This window comes from Pseudomonas sp. 7P_10.2_Bac1 (assembly GCF_025465935.1).
In the GTDB taxonomy this organism is placed as follows: Bacteria; Pseudomonadota; Gammaproteobacteria; order Pseudomonadales; family Pseudomonadaceae; genus Aquipseudomonas.
In genome coordinates this window covers 298,749-315,618 of sequence record NZ_JANLNV010000058.1, presented here as the reverse complement: position 1 = coordinate 315,618, position 16,870 = coordinate 298,749, and the positions used below count along the sequence as shown (strand labels likewise).

Sequence of the window (16,870 nt, the reverse complement as noted above, 5' to 3'; positions counted from 1 at the left end):
CACAAAAAAACCGGGCGTGCATCTGTTCGAATGATCCTCACGGCCGGCCCCGCTGGCGGCTTTTCAAGTGCGATCAACGACAAGGGTACCTGACATGCAAATGCCTAAAACCATCCAGATCAAGAACGGCGAAAAGGTCACGCCAACGTTCTCTGCTCAGGAATACGCCCATCGCCAGGCCACGCTCCGAGCCTACATGGCGCAGAACAATATCGATGCCGCGGTGTTCACCTCGTACCACAACCTCAACTATTACAGTGACTTTCTGTACTGCTCGTTTGGCCGCAACTACGCGTTGGTGGTTACCCAGGACCGTGTCGTGACCATCAGCGCCAACATTGATGGCGGCCAACCATGGCGCCGGACGATGGGTACCGACAACATCGTGTACACCGACTGGCAGCGCGACAATTACTTCGTTGCCATCCAGCAAGCATTGCCCAAGGCAGGGCGCATCGGCATTGAGTTCGATCATATGAACCTGCTCAATCGCGACAAGCTCGCCAGCTGTTACCCGCAAGCGGAGTTTGTCGACATTGCCGCGCCGTGCATGCGCATGCGCATGATCAAGTCCGCTGAAGAACACGCGATCATTCGCCACGGCGCTCGCATTGCCGATATCGGCGGGGCGGCGGTGGTCGAGGCGCTAGGTGATCAGGTGCCGGAGTACGAAGTGGCACTGCATGCCACGCAAGCCATGGTTCGGGAAATTGCCCGTACATTTCCCGATTCCGAACTGATGGACAGCTGGACCTGGTTTCAGTCGGGCATCAACACCGATGGTGCGCACAACCCGGTAACGACCCGCAAGGTCAACAAGGGCGACATTTTGAGCCTGAACTGCTTCCCGATGATCGCCGGTTACTACACCGCGCTGGAGCGTACATTGTTCCTCGATCATTGCTCCGACGCACACCTGCGGCTCTGGGAAGTGAACGTTAAGGTGCACGAGGCCGGGTTGAAGCTGATCAAACCGGGCATGCGTTGCTCGGACATCGCCAAGCAGTTGAATGAAGTCTTCCTGGAACACGATTTGCTGCAATACCGCACTTTTGGCTACGGCCACTCCTTCGGCACGTTGAGCCATTACTACGGGCGTGAAGCCGGGTTGGAGTTGCGCGAAGACATCGACACGGTACTGGAGCCGGGGATGGTGGTGTCGATTGAACCGATGATCATGATCCCCGAAGGTCGCCCCGGTGCCGGAGGCTATCGCGAGCATGACATCTTGATCGTCAACCAACAGGGCAGTGAAAACATCACCCATTTCCCGTACGGGCCGCAGCACAACATCATCAAGAAGTAACTCTCTGTGGGCGCTGGCTCGCCGGGATACAGGTGAGCCAGCGCCCACAGGTTTGGCATATATCGCATGCGCGCCCAGACGCGCAGCGTTTCTGACCCATGACCCCTGCCAAAAAAACACCAATGAGGGTATTTGTCATGTCCACAGTCACGTCCGCGCTGTCCCTGACGGCGGAGCAACAACAGGAACTCACCAGTGAACGCAAAGCCTTGCGCCGCGCAGCCACTGCCAGTTTTCTGGGCAATTTTGTCGAGTGGTTTGACTATGCCGCGTATGGGTACCTGGCGACGGTCATTGCCTTGACGTTTTTCCCGCAGACCGATGCCGCAACCGGCTTGCTGGCCACCTTCGCGGTTTTTGCGTTGTCGTTTATCGTGCGCCCTGTCGGCGGATTGATCTGGGGGCATTTTGGCGACAAATATGGGCGCCGCAGTGCCTTGGCCTGGTCGATTCTGATCATGACCGTCTCAACCTTCTGTATTGGCCTGTTGCCGGGTTACCAGCAGATTGGCCTGTGGGCTCCGGCCTTGCTCCTGGTGATCCGGTTGGTGCAAGGGTTTTCTGCCTCCGGCGAGTACGCGGGGGCTTCGGCGTTTCTGGCCGAATACGCGCCTCAGGGCAAGCGGGGTTTCTACACCAGCATTGTCCCGGCCAGTACGGCGGCTGGCCTGCTGTTCGGGGCGGTGTTTGTCGCCGGTCTGCACGCGTTGCTCAGCGTTGAGAACCTTCACGAGTGGGGCTGGCGCCTGCCGTTTCTGCTGGCCGCGCCTTTTGGCCTGGTCGGGCGTTACATTCGGATGAGCTTGCAGGATTCGCCCAAGTTTCTGGAGATGGAAAAACGCCTGGAAGCCAAGGAGTGCGCGACTCATGCCCCGATTCGCGAGTTGCTGACGGTGCACCGCCGTGCAGTGGTCATCGGCATTGGCGTGACTTGTTTGAACGCCGTGGCGTTTTACCTGCTGCTCAGCTACATGCCCACCTATCTGTCGACTGAAATGGGCATGAGCGAGAGCGATTCATTTATCGCTTCTACGGTATCTCTGGCGACCTACATCGGTTTGATCTTTCTGATGGGTAAACTCTCTGATCGCTGGGGTCGCAAGACCATGCTGGTGGCGGCGTCAGTGTTGTTTCTGGTGCTGACATTCCCTTTGTTCGGGATGCTCGGTAACACCTCGCTGGTGGTGATTTTGCTGATTCAGATTGCCTTTGGGGCCATTCTGGCGATGAACGATGGCACCTTGCCGTGTTTTCTGGCCGAAATTTTCCCGACGCGGGTGCGATTCAGCGGCTTTGCCTTCAGCTTCAACATGGCCAATGCGGTATTTGGCGGGACGGCGCCGTTTATCGCGACCTGGTTGATCCAGCTCACCGGCAACAAAATGGCACCGGCCTGGTACTTGCTGGCCGCTGCGGCGGTAGCGTTGATGGCGATGCTGGCCAGCCGTGAAACCGCATACAAGGCGTTGCAGGATTAATAAAAGCGGCGCGGAACTGCCGAAGGCTGCAATCTTTTGATGGAGTAGAAGATTGCAGCCTTCGTTTTATTTGCCTGCAAACACTCAGTGCAACGCTACCTGCTTGCGCTCGCCGATGGGCGAGACGCCGAACAATCGGCTGTAGCACTTGGAAAAGTGCGCCGCCGAGACGAAACCGCAGGCCAGGGCGATGTCGCGCACTTGCGATTCGCTGCGCAGTAATAACGTGCGGGCGCGGGCCAATCGAAGTTCTAGGTAATACTGGCTCGGCGTACGTTGCAGATGCTTGTGAAACAGTCGCTCCAACTGGCGCACCGACACTTCGTTGAGGCGGGCCAGATCTTCAAGGCTGACGGGTTCTTCTAGGTTGGCTTCCATGATGGCGACCACCTGGCTGAGCTTGGGTTGGGAAGTACCGAGTTTTTGGCGCAGGGGCACGCGTTGCTGTTCTTGCGCGCCCCGTGCCCGATCACAGAGCAGCAGCTCTGCCGCATGGGCTGCGATTTCCCGGCCGCCTGGTTCGCGGGCGATGATTTGCAGTGTCATGTCCATGGACGCCACACCGCCTGAACAGGTGTAGCGGTCGCGGTCCATCTCGAACAGTTGGTTGGAAATGATGATTCCTGGGAAGTGGTCCTTGAGGGTTTCGATATCCTCCCAGTGGATGGTGCATCGATAGCCCTTGAGCAGCCCGGCGCGAGCCAGCCAGTAACTGCCGGTGCAAATGCCGCCTAGTGTGACCTTGTCGTGGGCCAGCTTGCGCAGCCAGTTGAGCAGGGGGCGGCTGCTGAGGTGGGACACAATCGGGTTGGAACCGACCACCAGCAAAATGTCCAGTTTTGGTGCGTCATCGATGGCGTAGTCCGGCAGGATGCGCATGCCATTGCTGGCGATGACCGGGTCCAGGTTGGGCGCGATGATCACCGAGCGAAACAGTTCATGACGCGCGGCCATATTCGCCATGCGCAGGGTTTCAATCGCAGAGGCAAAACCGATTGTGGTGAAGTTTGGTATCACCAGAAAGCCCACGGTTTTCACCGTGGGCGCATTCAGCGTTGAACCTGTAACAGGTGCGGGCATTCTCGGCTTGCTCCTTACGCTTCAGGACGCGTCTAGCGTCGGGGTTCACGCAGTACGTTGCATTTTTGTTCCCGTGTGCGGGGGCAACCTGCGGTGATCTGCAGCGTAAGGAAGCATTTGTTATGCCAGAGGTTAAGCGTTTGTTATTGCGGCACAAATTTATCGCTGACAAAGGCCGAATAGTCCGGCAATACGCTTTCGATCTTGCCTTGTTCTTTCAAAAATTGTGCGGTGTGTGCGATGTCCTGGGCGGTCCCGCCGCCGAGCAATTGCGCGGAATGCTGTTCAGCTGCCGAAGGGAAGTGCGCACCGTGCAGCAACTCCGGGATGTCTTCTGGGTTGGCGCCAGTGAGACGGGCGATTTTCTGCACCTGCTCCGAATTAGCGGTCCAGTCGGCCTGGTGTGCGTTGTAGTCGGCAATGGCATCCAGGCTTACTTTGGCAAACTTGGCCACGATTTCCGGGTGTTTCTCAGCAAAGTCCTTGCGCGCAACCCACACCTCAAAGGTCGGTGAACCCCATTCGCTGACCTGGCCGGCATCGGTGAGGATTTTGCCAGTCTTGCGGATTTCGCCCAGCGCTGGCGACCAGGTGAATGCACCGTCAATGTCGCCGCGCTTCCAGGCTGCGGTGATCTGGGCCGGGCTCAAGTTGATCACTTTGACTTGCTGTGGCGTAAGGTTCCAGTGCTTCAGCGCGCCAAGCAGGCTGTAGTGCGAGGTCGACACAAAGGGCGTGGCAATGGTTTTGCCGATCAGGTCTTCGGGTTTCGTGATGCCGCTGCCATCGCGTACCACCAGCGCTTCGGAGCCTTTGATCTGCGCGGTGACGATAAACGTGACCAGTGGCACGTTGCGCGACGCGGCGGCGGCCAGCGGGCTTGACCCTAAATTGCCGATTTGCAGATCGCCGGAGGCCAGCGCCGAGACCACGGCCGGGCCGGAATCGAAGCGGCGCCAGTCGATTTTCTCGCCAATGGCTTTGTCGTACGTGCCTTCGGCCTGAGCCAGCTTGGTCGGATCGATACCGGTGATATAGCCGATGGTAAGGTCGCCAGCGTGGGCGCCGAGGCTTAGCCCTGCGAGTGAGAGAGCCAGCAGAAGTGTACGCACAGACATGGAATCAGCCTTGTTGTGAAGGTGTTGTATGAAAGGCACGGTACGCGCCCGGTCATCCGTTGGGCTGAATCTAAGTGCTTTAAAAAGAAGGGGACAATACCGTTTTGGAACTAGCTTAGAGCGCCAGTCGGTGTGAGGTGCGGCGGGTTCTTGAGATCAGGCAAAACAGCCGTGAGGATACGATTAAAAAAAGCTGGCCTGCACCGTACTCAGTAAACCAGTGTAGGAACGAGCTTGCCTCGCGATCTTTTAAAAGATCAAAAGATCGCGAGGCAAGCTCGCTCCTACAGGGCATTCGTCAGACATCAAAAGACCGAGTGATGTCAAACGTGCGGAGTGGTGTGCGGTTTTTCCTGGGGGCTGGCGTATTGAGGTTTGAGTACGCCATGGCTGTCTAGTAGCCAGGCGTCCATCACTTTTCGCACTACCGGCCCGGCTACGCGGCCACCGGCTTCACCGTTCTCGATCATCACCGAAATCACGATTTGTGGGTCTTCTGCCGGGGCAAAGCCGACAAACAAGGCGTTATCGCGGTTGCGCTCGGCGGTTTTCAAACGGTCGTAACGCTCGCCTTGTTTGATCGCCACCACCTGCGCCGTACCACTTTTACCGGCAATCCGATATTGCACACCCTGCGCCGCTGCCCGGGCAATCCCGCGCGGATCGTGCATTACCAATTGCATGGCGTGGTTGACCTGTTCCCATTCCTTGGGGTCGTGCAGCACGATATTCGGCATGGGGCTGGCGTCTACGGGCGGGGTGCCGTCGATGGTCCTTGCCAGGTGCGGACGGTTCCACACCCCTTTGTTGGCGATCAGTGCGGTGGCCTGGGCCAGTTGCAACGGTGTGACCTGCATGTAGCCCTGACCGATCCCCAAGATCACGGTTTCACCGGGGAACCAGGCCTGGCGACGAGTGCTGCGTTTCCACTCGCGCGATGGCATCAGGCCGGGGGACTCCTCAAACATGTCCAGGGAGACTTTTTGCCCGAGGCCGAACATCGACATGTAGTCGTGCATGCGATCAATGCCCAGTTTGGACGCCAAGTCATAAAAGTAGGTGTCGTTGGAGCGCATGATCGCAGCGTTCAGGTCAACCCAGCCGTCGCCGCTGTGGTTCCAGTTGCGGTATTTGTGGTCGACGTTGGGCAGTTGGAAGTAGCCAGGGTCGAATACGCGGGTCGAGGCGGAAATCACGCCGCTGTCCAGGCCGGCAATGGCCACCTCCGGCTTGATGGTCGAGCCCGGCGCATACAGGCCGCGCAAGGCACGGTTGAACAAGGGTTTGTCCACCGAGTCACGCAGTGCCGAGTAATCCTTGGAGCTGATGCCGGTCACAAACAGATTGGGGTCGAAGCTGGGCTTGCTGACCATTGCCAGCACTTCACCGGTTTTCGGGTCGATGGCGATGATGGAGCCGCGACGGTCGCCCAAGGCCTCTTCGGCGGCTTCTTGCAGGTGGATATCCAGACTCAGGACGATGTTCTTGCCCGCAACCGCATCATGGTGGCGCAGCACGCGCATCACCCGGCCCTGGGCATTGGTCTCGACTTCTTCAAAACCTACCTGGCCATGCAGTTCGGGCTCATAAAAGCGCTCGATGCCGGTTTTGCCGATCGACTGCGTGCCCCGGTACTCGGTCGGGTCCAACTGCTTGGCTTCTTTCTCGTTGATCCGACCGACGTAGCCCACGGAATGCGCAAAGTGATCGCCCTGAGGGTAATGACGGACGAATTGCGCTTCGACATCAATGCCCGGCAAGCGGTACTGGTTGACGGCCAGCAGGGCAATTTGCTCTTCGGTCAGTTCGTACAGCAAGGTCGAAGGGTCAAACGGATGGCGGGCCTGCTTCATGGCCTTGGTGAACACGGCGCGGTCTTCTTCAGGCAGGTGCAGGATGTTCATCACGTTGTCCAGCACCTTGGCGGTGTCACCGGCCCGCTCACGGGTGATGGTCATGTTGAAGCTTGGCTGGTTATCGGCCAGCAGCACGCCGTTGCGGTCATAGATCAGGCCGCGTTCCGGCGGTATGGGCAGCACGTGAACCCGATTGTTCTCAGAGACCGTCGAGTTGTAGTCGAACTCGGTGACTTGCAAAAAATACAGTCGACCGATGAGCGTGCAACTGATCGCCAAGACCAGCAGGGCGCACGCAATCAGTCTTTTATTGACCAGCCGTTTCTCGGTGTCGTGATCTTTAAGAGGGATCGGCTCGGGCATGTTCCGGGTGTCTCATGTCAGTAAACAAAAATGAAGCAGCCAGCGGGGGCGACAACGGGCAGCAAAATCGGCGCACACCTTACCAAGAAGCTCGAGTTCAAGTCGGTTTATTGGTCGGCAAATCCGCGCAAGCCGACAGTCTGCTGTTGTCACAGCCTGCTGTAAACTTGCTTCCTTTTAAGGAAACGGTGTCGATGCTGCCTTTGATGGATTGGCGCCCGCGCGCGTTGTTGCAGAGCTTACACCTGGATTGGCTGCAACAGGCCGGTGTTGAGGTGGCCGTCTTGCGCCTGGATCAGATCGACCCGCTGATCAGTGGCAACAAGTGGTTCAAACTCACCGAGCATCTGACGGCCGCACGCGCCGCTGGGGCACAAGGTTTGATCAGCCTTGGCGGAGCCCATTCCAACCATTTGCATGCCCTGGCGGCGGCGGGCAAGCGGTTTGGTTTTGCGACTGTCGGGCTGATGCGTGGTTACGCCCAGCAAACCCCGACCACGCAGGACCTTGAGCGTTATGGCATGCAACTGCACTGGCTGGGTTTTGCCGGTTATCGGGCACGGCACGCACCGGGTTTTTGGGAGCCCTGGCAGGCCCAATACCCAGCGTTGTATCCCGTGCCGGAAGGCGGTGGTGGGCTGCCGGGTGCGCTGGGCTGCATGACGCTGGTGCATCAGGTGCAAGAGCAATTGGCCACGCTGGGCTGGGCCGATTACGACGCTTGGTGGCTGGCCGCCGGTACCGGCACGACCTTGGCCGGGTTGGTACTCGCAGAGGCAGGGCAGCGCCCGGTGTATGGCGCGTTGGCGGTGCCGGACGATCATGGCGTGGCGCCGCAGGTTGAGGCGATTTTGCAGGCGGCGGGGCATGCAGGGCGCCATTTTGAACTGATCGACGCCAGTCGTGGCGGTTTTGCCAAAGTGGATGAGGCCTTGCTGGCGTTTATCCAGACCAGCGAAGCGGCCAGTGGTTTGCCGCTGGAGCCGCTGTATACCGGCAAAGCCCTGATGGCGCTCAAGCAAGCGATTGAGGCGGGGCGTATCGGTCGTGGGCAGCGTGTGATATTTGTGCATACCGGCGGTTTGCAAGGGCGCCGGGGGGTTACCTTCGCTTCGTAGGAGCCGTTCAGCGTTTTGGCAGCATGCGCAGCAGGGTGTTGTCTCTGATCAGGTAGTGATGACCGAGCCCGGCGAGCGCGTGCAGGCCGATCAGCCAGTAGCCCAGGGTTGCCAACAGTTCGTGCCAGCCTTTGATTTGCCTGGCGAGGTCTACGTTTTTCGCGGTCAGGGGCGGGATGTCGATCCCATAGAAGAACACGGGCTTGTCGTTATGGCTAAGAATCAGGTAACCCAGCACCGGCATGGTGATCATGAACAGGTACAGCGCCCAATGCATCACGGTGGCCAGCGCCGTTTGCCAGGCGGGCGGGGCGGGTACGATGTCGGGTGCCACGCCCAAGGTTCGCGCCAGCAGTCGCAGCCAGACCAGCACAAACACCGTCAGGCCGAGCATAAAGTGCGCGTCTTTCATCAGTGTTCGGCCGTCGCTGTCTTTAGGGAAAATTCCCCGTAATTCGATCGAGGCGTAAATCAGAATAAACAGCAGGACCATCAGCCAGTGCAGCGCAATGGACGCCCGGCTGTAGCGATCAGCGGTGCTTTTCCAGGACATGGCGTTTCCTCACGGTTCAGGTTTTAGCCTCCGTTCTTGTTCGACGGAGTGCCTTAACTGTAATACGCCTGCCGGTGAAAAGGCTGAGCTGGGTCAGCTTTCTGGGTTGCCGGGCACCTTTGGCCATAGGTCGGACACTAAAAACAGCCGCTCAGCCTCTTCCCACTCGCCGTTGCCGTTTTCGACCAGGCGCACCATCAGTTGCGCCGGTGCCTGCGGGTGCAGTTCGGCCAGCCATACGCTGAGCTGTTGTTCGCTCCACAAGCCCTCTTGCTGATAGTGCGCTGGCGCCAGCCAGGCATGCCGGGGCAGGGGCTGCCAGCAACCGGCCGCACTTTGGCGCACAAAGGCTGGCCAATCACACTGGTGCAGCCAGCGGCCGCGCAGATGCTGCGGGTGTGCGCCTTCTGGCGGCAGTGAATGCCCCGGCCACGGGTATAACAGATAACCTCCCAGCCACATCTGGGCGCTGAATGCCTGGATATCCAGCGCATTCAGTATGTCGCGACTTTCAGGGCGGTTAGACATGGGCAACTGATGCTGGCTGAAGTGTTTGAGTTTGCGATCCAGTCGGTCATTGCTGCCAGGGCCCAGCCAGTTGGCCGGATCCCGGCCGTCATCTTGCTGCGGGCCGAGGTAGAGCTTGATAGCCAGCTCCAGGTGGTGAACCCCGTCTCGGTCACGCACCAGCAAATCCAGCTCGCCCAGCGTATGACCTCCCAGACGGATTGGCAGATTGGCTGCAATCAGTTCTACGCCTGGGGCGTGTTGGATGGCGTATTGCCAGAGCCGTTCGTAGTATCGCCCCAGGCGACGGGTGGTTGCCTGTTCCAGCCAGTGTTGCAGCGGCTGGCTGTCCTGGTCGAGTTCTCGCAGCCAGCGTTCCAACTGGCCAGGGGCCTGGACCCAATCACTACCCGCCAGAGGATGACGCTGCGGCCAAGGGGTTTGGCTGAGCATGGGCGGAGCGAGTATTACCCACGCCAAATCACGCACCTGCGGGTGACGCAATTGGCGGGGCAGGTTGAGCAAGTCTGGAAAGAGGGTCATTGTGCGAGCATAGCTCCCATCGCCTGAAAGGGTTTTGTCTATTGTCGTGTTTCGACCATAATCGCTGTTTTCGCACGCCTAAAACCTTGCAGGAGCCTCATGGAGCAATTTCGTAATATCGGCATTATTGGTCGTTTGGGCAGTTCACAGGTGCTCGATACGGTTCGCCGACTGAAAAAATTTCTGCTTGAGCGGCACATGCACGTGATCCTTGAAGACACCATCGCCGAGGTGTTGCCTGGGCACGGCCTGCAGACCTCTTCGCGCAAGATGCTCGGCGAGGTCTGTGACATGGTGATTGTGGTCGGCGGCGATGGCAGTTTGCTCGGCGCGGCCCGTGCACTGGCCCGTCACAATGTTCCCGTATTGGGCATTAACCGCGGCAGCCTGGGTTTTTTAACCGATATTCGCCCGGATGAGCTCGAAGTCAAGGTCGCAGAAGTGCTCGATGGCCACTATAAGGTCGAAAATCGCTTCTTGTTACAGGCCGAAGTACGTCGCCACGGTGAAGCCATCGGACAGGGCGATGCCTTGAATGACGTGGTGCTGCACCCCGGCAAGTCCACGCGGATGATCGAATTCGAAATGCACATCGACGGCCAGTTCGTGTGCAGCCAGAAGGCTGACGGCCTGATCGTGGCCACGCCTACGGGCTCCACTGCCTACGCCATGTCGGCTGGTGGCCCGATCATGCACCCCAAGCTGGACGCCATCGTTATCGTGCCGATGTACCCACATACCCTCAGCAGCCGCCCGATTGTGGTCGATGGCAACAGCGAACTGAAGATCGTCGTGGCCAAGGACATGCAGATCTACCCGCAAGTCTCGTGCGATGGCCAGAATCACTTCACCTGTGCGCCGGGCGACACCATTACTGTCAGCAAAAAAGCGCAGAAGCTGCGCCTGATTCATCCGTTGGACCACAACTACTATGAAGTGTGTCGGACCAAGCTTGGCTGGGGCAGCCGACTGGGCGGTAGGAGCGACTGATGCTCGATCCTGCGCGCAGTTACGATCTGATCGGTGACGTGCATGGCTGTGCTCATACCCTTGAGCACCTGCTGGAACGTCTGGGCTATCGAAAACTCGCCGGTATCTGGCGACACCCGCAACGGATGGCGGTGTTTCTGGGTGACATCATTGACCGCGGCCCGCGTATTCGCGAGTCGCTGCATATTGTGTACGACATGGTTCAGGCCGGTCAGGCGCTCTGCCTGATGGGCAACCATGAATTCAACGCCCTGGGCTGGTGCACACCGGCCCCGCCGGGCAGTGGCAAAGAGTATGTGCGTGAGCACAATGCACGGCACACCCGGCTGATTCACGAAACCCTGGAGCAATTCGCTCATTACCCGGGCGAGTGGCACGACTTTGTGCAGTGGTTTTATGACATGCCGCTGTTTGTCGATGCGGGTCGCTTCCGGGTGGTGCATGCCTGTTGGGACCCGCAGGTGATTGCCGCGCTACGTTCGCATTACCCGGATGGGCGTATTGATCAGCGCTTTCTGCAGGCCGCCGCGGACTCAGACAGTTTTGCCCACCTGAGCTTCAATCGGCTACTGCGGGGCACCGACATGCGTTTGCCGGATGGCATGACCCTGACCGGCGGTGACGGCCTGACGCGAGCGTTTTTCCGCACCAAATTCTGGGAAGACGACCCCAAGACCTACGGAGATATCGTGTTTCAACCTGACGCACTGCCAGAGCGTGTGGCGCAAAAGCCGCTGTCGCCGACGGAAAAGGGCACGCTGCTGCGCTATGGCAGCGATGAGCCAATGCTGTTTGTTGGCCACTACTGGCGCAGCGGCGAGCCAGCGGCCATACGGCCAAACCTTGCCTGCCTGGACTACAGCGCGGTGTTGTACGGCAAGCTGGTGGCGTACCGGCTGGATCAAGAAACCCGGCTCGATCCCGACAAGTTTGTGTGGGTGGATGTAGAACGCCCGGAGGCTGTGCAATGAGTGTGGTGGCTGTTTTACGTTTACCGATTTCGGTCGACCTGGGCGGATTTGTGGCATTGCTCAAGCGCCTGCAAGTCCCGCATCGGGTCAGCGAAGAAGCCGGGCAGCAGGTGCTGTGGGCCCCAGAGTCCATTGCCGATGATGTCCGCAGTCTGTATCAGCAATACCCGGCGGGTGACCCCAATAACGAGTTACCGATAGCCGAGCGGCCTGCCGCAATGAGCCGCCCCAGTTTCGCCCAGCAACTGCGGGCCAGCCCGGCGACCGCGTTGATCTTGCTGGTGTGCATCGTCGTGGCGGTGATCACCCAGCTGGGCGAGAACCTGTCCAGCCTGAGTGCGTTGACCTTTGTGGGCTTCAATATCCATGGGCAATACGTCGAATTCACGCCTTTGTCGGAAAGCCTCGCCTCGGGGCAGTGGTGGCGGTTGTTTACGCCGATGTTCATCCATTTTGGCGTCCTGCACATTGCCATGAATGGCATGTGGTTCTGGGAGCTGGGGCGTCGGGTTGAAATACGCCAGGGCAGCATCAACCTCATTGGCTTGAGCTTGTTGTTCAGCCTGGTGTCGAACTTTGCCCAGTACCTGTTTGGCGGCCCGAGCCTGTTCGGCGGTTTGTCCGGTGTGCTGTACGGTTTGCTCGGGCATGTGTGGATTTACCAGGTGATGGCACCCAATCCGGTCTTTCACTTGCCGCGCGGCGTGCTGGTAATGATGCTGGTGTGGTTGGCACTGTGCATGTCCGGGCTGGTGTCGATGATCGGCTTTGGTGAAATCGCCAACGCGGCACACGTCGGCGGGTTGTTGATTGGCTGCCTGACCGGCTTGCTGGGCGGGCTGTGGGCAAGCCGCAAACAGGTTTAAGACCGTGTAGGAGCGAGCTTGCTCGCGATCTTTTGAGCTTTGAAAGCTCGCTCCTGCAGGGGTTTAATTTCATGCAAATGTTATCGAGCAGGAAAAGAAGCATGTCCTCTTTCAATGAAATGATTAAAAACATCACCCCTGATATCTATCAGAGCCTGAAGCTGGCGGTTGAAATCGGCAAATGGGCCGATGGCAACAAGCTGACTGCCGAGCAGCGCGAGCTGTCATTGCAGGCGATGATCGCCTGGGAAGTGCAAAACCTGCCCGAAGAGGAGCGTACCGGCTACATGGGCCCACAAGAGTGCAGTTCCAAGTCGGCGCCCGTGCCTAACATCCTGTTCAAGTCGGATGCTATCCATTGATTGAGATTGGTCGCGGTGCAATCAGCAAAATGTCGGCAAGCCTTGAAACGCCGACCGTTCAATATGCGTTTCGTTTAGGCGATACCCAGGTGCCGGTCAATCCGTTGATCGGTACCAAATTGCGTCTGGAGTTCTTGGGGGAGATCAACTGCACCCACTGCGGACGCAAAACCAAAAAAAGCTTCAGCCAGGGATATTGCTACCCGTGCATGACCAAACTGGCGCAATGCGATGTGTGCATCATGAGCCCGGAACGCTGCCATTACGATGCAGGCACGTGTCGTGAGCCATCGTGGGGCGAGAAGTTTTGCATGACTGACCATGTGGTCTACCTGGCCAACTCGTCCGGGATCAAGGTCGGCATTACCCGGGCAACGCAACTGCCCACTCGTTGGCTGGACCAGGGCGCGAGCCAGGCATTGCCGATTGTGCGCGTGGCCACCCGCCAGCAATCGGGTTTTGTCGAAGACCTGCTGCGCACTCAAGTGGCCGACCGTACCAACTGGCGCGCACTGCTTAAGGGCGATGCCGAGCCGGTGGATCTGGTAGCGGTGCGTGATCAGCTGTTTGGCAGTTGCGCCGAAGGCCTGCAGATCTTGCAGGAACGTTTTGGCCTTCAGGCGGTACAACCTTTGCATAGCGTCGAGCCCATCGAGATTCGCTACCCGGTCGAGCAGTACCCGAGCAAGATCGTGAGCTTTAATCTGGACAAAGACCCTATCGTTGAAGGCACGTTGATGGGGATCAAGGGTCAATACCTTATCTTCGACACCGGCGTTATCAATATTCGCAAATACACGGCCTACCAGTTGGCCGTGCATCAGTAAAAAGGATGGCAGCATGCGCACCGAACAACCGCAAATGATCTACCTGAAGGATTACCAGGCGCCCGAGTACCTGATTGACGAGACGCACCTGACCTTCGAGTTGTTCGAGGACCACACGCTGGTCCATGCGCAACTGGTGATGCGCCGCAACCCTGAGCGTGGCGCCGGCTTCCCGGCCCTGGCGCTGGACGGCCAGCAACTGGAGCTGTTGTCGGTCAAGCTGGACGATGTCGAGCTGACAGCGGCGGACTACGAACTGACCGACAGCCACCTGACCCTGCACCCGACCCGTGAGCAGTTTGTGGTCGATACCAGCGTCAAGATCCACCCCGAATCCAATACCGCGCTGGAAGGCCTGTACAAGTCCGGCACGATGTTCTGCACCCAGTGCGAGGCCGAAGGCTTTCGCAAGATCACCTATTACCTCGATCGCCCGGACGTGATGAGCAAGTTCACCACCACGGTGGTGGCCGAGCAGCATCGCTATCCGATCCTGCTGTCCAACGGTAACCCGATTGCCAGCGGCCCCGATGAAGACGGTCGTCACTGGGCGACCTGGGAAGACCCGTTCAAGAAGCCTGCCTATCTGTTTGCCCTGGTGGCCGGGGATTTGTGGTGCGTGGAAGACACGTTCACCACCATGACCGAGCGCACCGTGGCGCTGCGCATTTATGTCGAGCCAGAGAACATCGACAAGTGCCAGCACGCAATGAACAGCCTGAAAAAGTCGATGCGCTGGGACGAAGAAACCTACGGTCGTGAATACGATCTGGACATCTTCATGATCGTTGCGGTGAACGACTTCAACATGGGCGCCATGGAAAACAAGGGCCTCAACATTTTCAACTCCAGCGCCGTGCTGGCCCGCGCCGAAACGGCGACCGACGCCGCTCACCAGCGGGTTGAAGCGATTGTTGCTCACGAATATTTTCACAACTGGTCGGGCAACCGCGTGACCTGCCGCGACTGGTTCCAATTGTCGCTCAAGGAAGGCTTCACGGTGTTCCGTGATTCCGAGTTCTCGGCCGACATGAACTCGCGGGTGGTCAAGCGTATTCAGGACGTGGCCTTCCTGCGCACCAACCAGTTCGCCGAAGACGCAGGCCCGATGGCTCACGCCGTGCGCCCTGAGAGCTTTATCGAAATTTCCAACTTCTACACCCTGACTGTTTACGAGAAGGGCTCGGAAGTAGTGCGCATGCTCCAGACGCTGTTGGGCGCAGAAGGCTTCCGCAAGGGTAGCGATCTGTACTTTGAACGCCATGACGGCCAGGCCGTGACCTGCGATGACTTCATCAAGGCCATGGAAGACGCCAATGGTGCTGACCTGACGCAATTCAAGCGCTGGTACAGCCAGGCCGGTACCCCGCGTCTGGCGGTCAGCGAGCATTACGACGCTGCACAGCAAACCTATAGCCTGACCTTCGCGCAGAGCTGCCCGCAAACCCCGGATAAAGTTGAAAAACTACCGTTCGTGATCCCGGTCGAGTTGGGCCTGCTGGATGCACAGGGCGCCGAATTGCCGCTGCAACTGGTAGGCGAGCAGGCTGGCGTGGGGACAAGCCGCGTGCTGTCGGTCACCGAGGCTGAGCAGACCTTCACTTTTGTCGGCATCACGGAAAAGCCGCTGCCGTCGTTGCTGCGGGGGTTCTCGGCACCGGTCAAGTTGCAGTTTGCGTACAGCAGTGACCAACTGATGTTCCTGATGCAACACGACACAGATGGTTTCAACCGTTGGGACGCCGGTCAGCAACTGTCGGTACAGGTTCTGCAGACGCTGATTGGCCAATATCAGCGCGGTGAAACACTGGTCATGGACCCGCGTTTGGTTGAGGCACTACGCAGCGTGTTGACCAACACTGAGCTGGATCAGGCAATGGTCGCGGAGATGCTCTCGCTGCCGGGTGAAGCCTACTTGACCGAAATCAGCGAAGTGGCTGATGTGGACGCTATCCACGCTGCCCGTGAGTTTGCTCGCAAGCAACTGGCAGACGGCCTGTTCGACGCGTTGTGGGCGCGCTATCAGGCGAACCGCGAAGTGTCCAAAGTGACGCCGTATGTGGCCGAAGATGAGCATTTTGCCCGTCGCAGCCTACAAAACATTGCGCTGTCTTATTTGAGCCTCAGCGGCAAGCCTGAAGTCGTGGCAGCCACCCTGGAGCAATTCGAGCACAGCGACAACATGACCGAGCGCCTGAACGCGCTGGCCATTCTGGTCAACTCGCCATTTGATACCGAAAAAGCCCTGGCGCTGGCCAGCTTTGCCGAGCACTTCAAGGACAATCCGCTGGTCATGGACCAGTGGTTCAGCGTGCAGGCGGCCAGCCCGCTGCCAGGTGGTTTAGGTCGGGTCAAGCAACTGATGGAGCACCCGGCATTCAACATCAAAAACCCGAATAAGGTCCGGGCCTTGATCGGTGCCTTTGCCGGGCAGAACCTGGTCAACTTCCACGCGGCCGATGGTTCGGGTTATCGCTTCCTTGCCGACCTGGTGATCCAGCTCAATGCGCTGAACCCGCAAATTGCCTCCCGGCAGTTGGCTCCGCTGACCCGCTGGCGTAAATACGACAGCGCCCGTCAGGCGCTGATGAAAGCCGAGCTGGAGCGCATCCGCAGCTCCGGCGAGCTGTCCAGCGACGTGTTTGAAGTGGTCAGCAAAAGCCTGGCGTAATCCGCGCTAGCCCTGTGAAAGCTGGTGCTTCTTGCGCCAGCTTTCACGCTTGGGGCACCTCTAGATCTCTCACACCACGTCGTCGCTGAAAAGCGAAGCGTGCCGTCACCTGCATGCGCCGCAGCAGTGGTTGCGCATTCCCTCCCGGCTGTCTCCATTCTTGCTCATGACCCAGAACCAGAGATCTTTGACGAAATACCCGTTGCTGCTTGGTAGATAACCCGCTACCGCCTGCACCCGTTCAAAACCTCTCACTCTTCC

Annotated in this window: 14 protein-coding genes; 9 read left to right on the top strand and 5 right to left on the bottom strand. The window is 58.7% G+C overall.

The features are described 5' to 3' along the window. The first annotated feature begins 94 nt into the window (after window positions 1-94). The gene (locus NTD86_RS11100; protein ID WP_262202259.1) at window positions 95-1,306 is read left to right on the top strand and encodes a M24 family metallopeptidase; all 1,212 of its coding nucleotides are present in this window, start codon (window positions 95-97) and stop codon (window positions 1,304-1,306) included. A gap of 137 nt (window positions 1,307-1,443) precedes the next feature. After that, complete coding sequence (locus tag NTD86_RS11095; RefSeq protein ID WP_262202258.1) at window positions 1,444-2,784, top strand: MFS transporter; 1,341 nt, start codon at window positions 1,444-1,446, stop codon at window positions 2,782-2,784. Window positions 2,785-2,868: 84 nt separating this feature from the next. Here NTD86_RS11095 and NTD86_RS11090 read toward each other — a convergent pair whose 3' ends face one another. The 3 genes from NTD86_RS11090 to mrdA all read right to left on the bottom strand — a co-directional run bounded on the left by NTD86_RS11090 (window position 2,869) and on the right by mrdA (window position 7,201). Further along, on the bottom strand, window positions 2,869-3,864 hold the full coding sequence (locus tag NTD86_RS11090) for a GlxA family transcriptional regulator (protein ID WP_262202257.1): 996 nt from the start codon (window positions 3,862-3,864) through the stop codon (window positions 2,869-2,871). Window positions 3,865-4,007: 143 nt separating this feature from the next. Further along, the gene (gene tauA / locus NTD86_RS11085) at window positions 4,008-4,982 is read right to left on the bottom strand and encodes a taurine ABC transporter substrate-binding protein (RefSeq protein ID WP_262202256.1); all 975 of its coding nucleotides are present in this window, start codon (window positions 4,980-4,982) and stop codon (window positions 4,008-4,010) included. 323 nt (window positions 4,983-5,305) lie between these two features. Beyond that, window positions 5,306-7,201, bottom strand: coding sequence for a penicillin-binding protein 2 (gene mrdA / locus NTD86_RS11080; RefSeq protein ID WP_262202255.1), 1,896 nt, complete (start codon window positions 7,199-7,201; stop codon window positions 5,306-5,308). Between the two features lie 194 nt (window positions 7,202-7,395). On the opposite strand from mrdA, the gene NTD86_RS11075 reads away from it, so the two are divergent. Beyond that, entirely contained in the window at window positions 7,396-8,319 is a 924-nt protein-coding gene (locus tag NTD86_RS11075; protein ID WP_262202254.1) for a 1-aminocyclopropane-1-carboxylate deaminase/D-cysteine desulfhydrase, read from the top strand. 7 nt (window positions 8,320-8,326) lie between these two features. Here NTD86_RS11075 and NTD86_RS11070 read toward each other — a convergent pair whose 3' ends face one another. Next, complete coding sequence (locus NTD86_RS11070) at window positions 8,327-8,872, bottom strand: cytochrome b (protein ID WP_262202253.1); 546 nt, start codon at window positions 8,870-8,872, stop codon at window positions 8,327-8,329. A 93-nt stretch (window positions 8,873-8,965) separates the two neighbouring features. After that, window positions 8,966-9,922, bottom strand: a complete 957-nt coding sequence (locus NTD86_RS11065; RefSeq protein ID WP_262202252.1) for a DUF1853 family protein — start codon at window positions 9,920-9,922, stop codon at window positions 8,966-8,968. A 99-nt stretch (window positions 9,923-10,021) separates the two neighbouring features. On the opposite strand from NTD86_RS11065, the gene NTD86_RS11060 reads away from it, so the two are divergent. The 6 genes from NTD86_RS11060 to pepN all read left to right on the top strand — a co-directional run bounded on the left by NTD86_RS11060 (window position 10,022) and on the right by pepN (window position 16,609). Then, complete coding sequence (locus NTD86_RS11060) at window positions 10,022-10,912, top strand: NAD(+) kinase (protein WP_153332966.1); 891 nt, start codon at window positions 10,022-10,024, stop codon at window positions 10,910-10,912. After that, on the top strand, window positions 10,912-11,883 hold the full coding sequence (locus tag NTD86_RS11055; protein ID WP_262202251.1) for a metallophosphoesterase: 972 nt from the start codon (window positions 10,912-10,914) through the stop codon (window positions 11,881-11,883). Before NTD86_RS11060 ends, NTD86_RS11055 begins: the two co-directional genes overlap by 1 nt. Next, window positions 11,880-12,749, top strand: coding sequence for a rhomboid family intramembrane serine protease (locus tag NTD86_RS11050; RefSeq protein ID WP_262202250.1), 870 nt, complete (start codon window positions 11,880-11,882; stop codon window positions 12,747-12,749). Before NTD86_RS11055 ends, NTD86_RS11050 begins: the two co-directional genes overlap by 4 nt. 101 nt (window positions 12,750-12,850) lie before the next feature. Continuing rightward, a complete protein-coding gene (locus tag NTD86_RS11045; RefSeq protein WP_048370246.1) occupies window positions 12,851-13,111 on the top strand; it encodes a YeaC family protein in 261 nt (86 codons plus the stop codon). Continuing rightward, a complete protein-coding gene (locus NTD86_RS11040; protein WP_262202249.1) occupies window positions 13,108-13,938 on the top strand; it encodes a DUF2797 domain-containing protein in 831 nt (276 codons plus the stop codon). The genes NTD86_RS11045 and NTD86_RS11040 overlap by 4 nt, the downstream gene beginning before the upstream one ends. A gap of 13 nt (window positions 13,939-13,951) precedes the next feature. Continuing rightward, on the top strand, window positions 13,952-16,609 hold the full coding sequence (gene pepN, locus NTD86_RS11035) for an aminopeptidase N (RefSeq protein ID WP_262202248.1): 2,658 nt from the start codon (window positions 13,952-13,954) through the stop codon (window positions 16,607-16,609). Window positions 16,610-16,870: the final 261 nt, after the last annotated feature.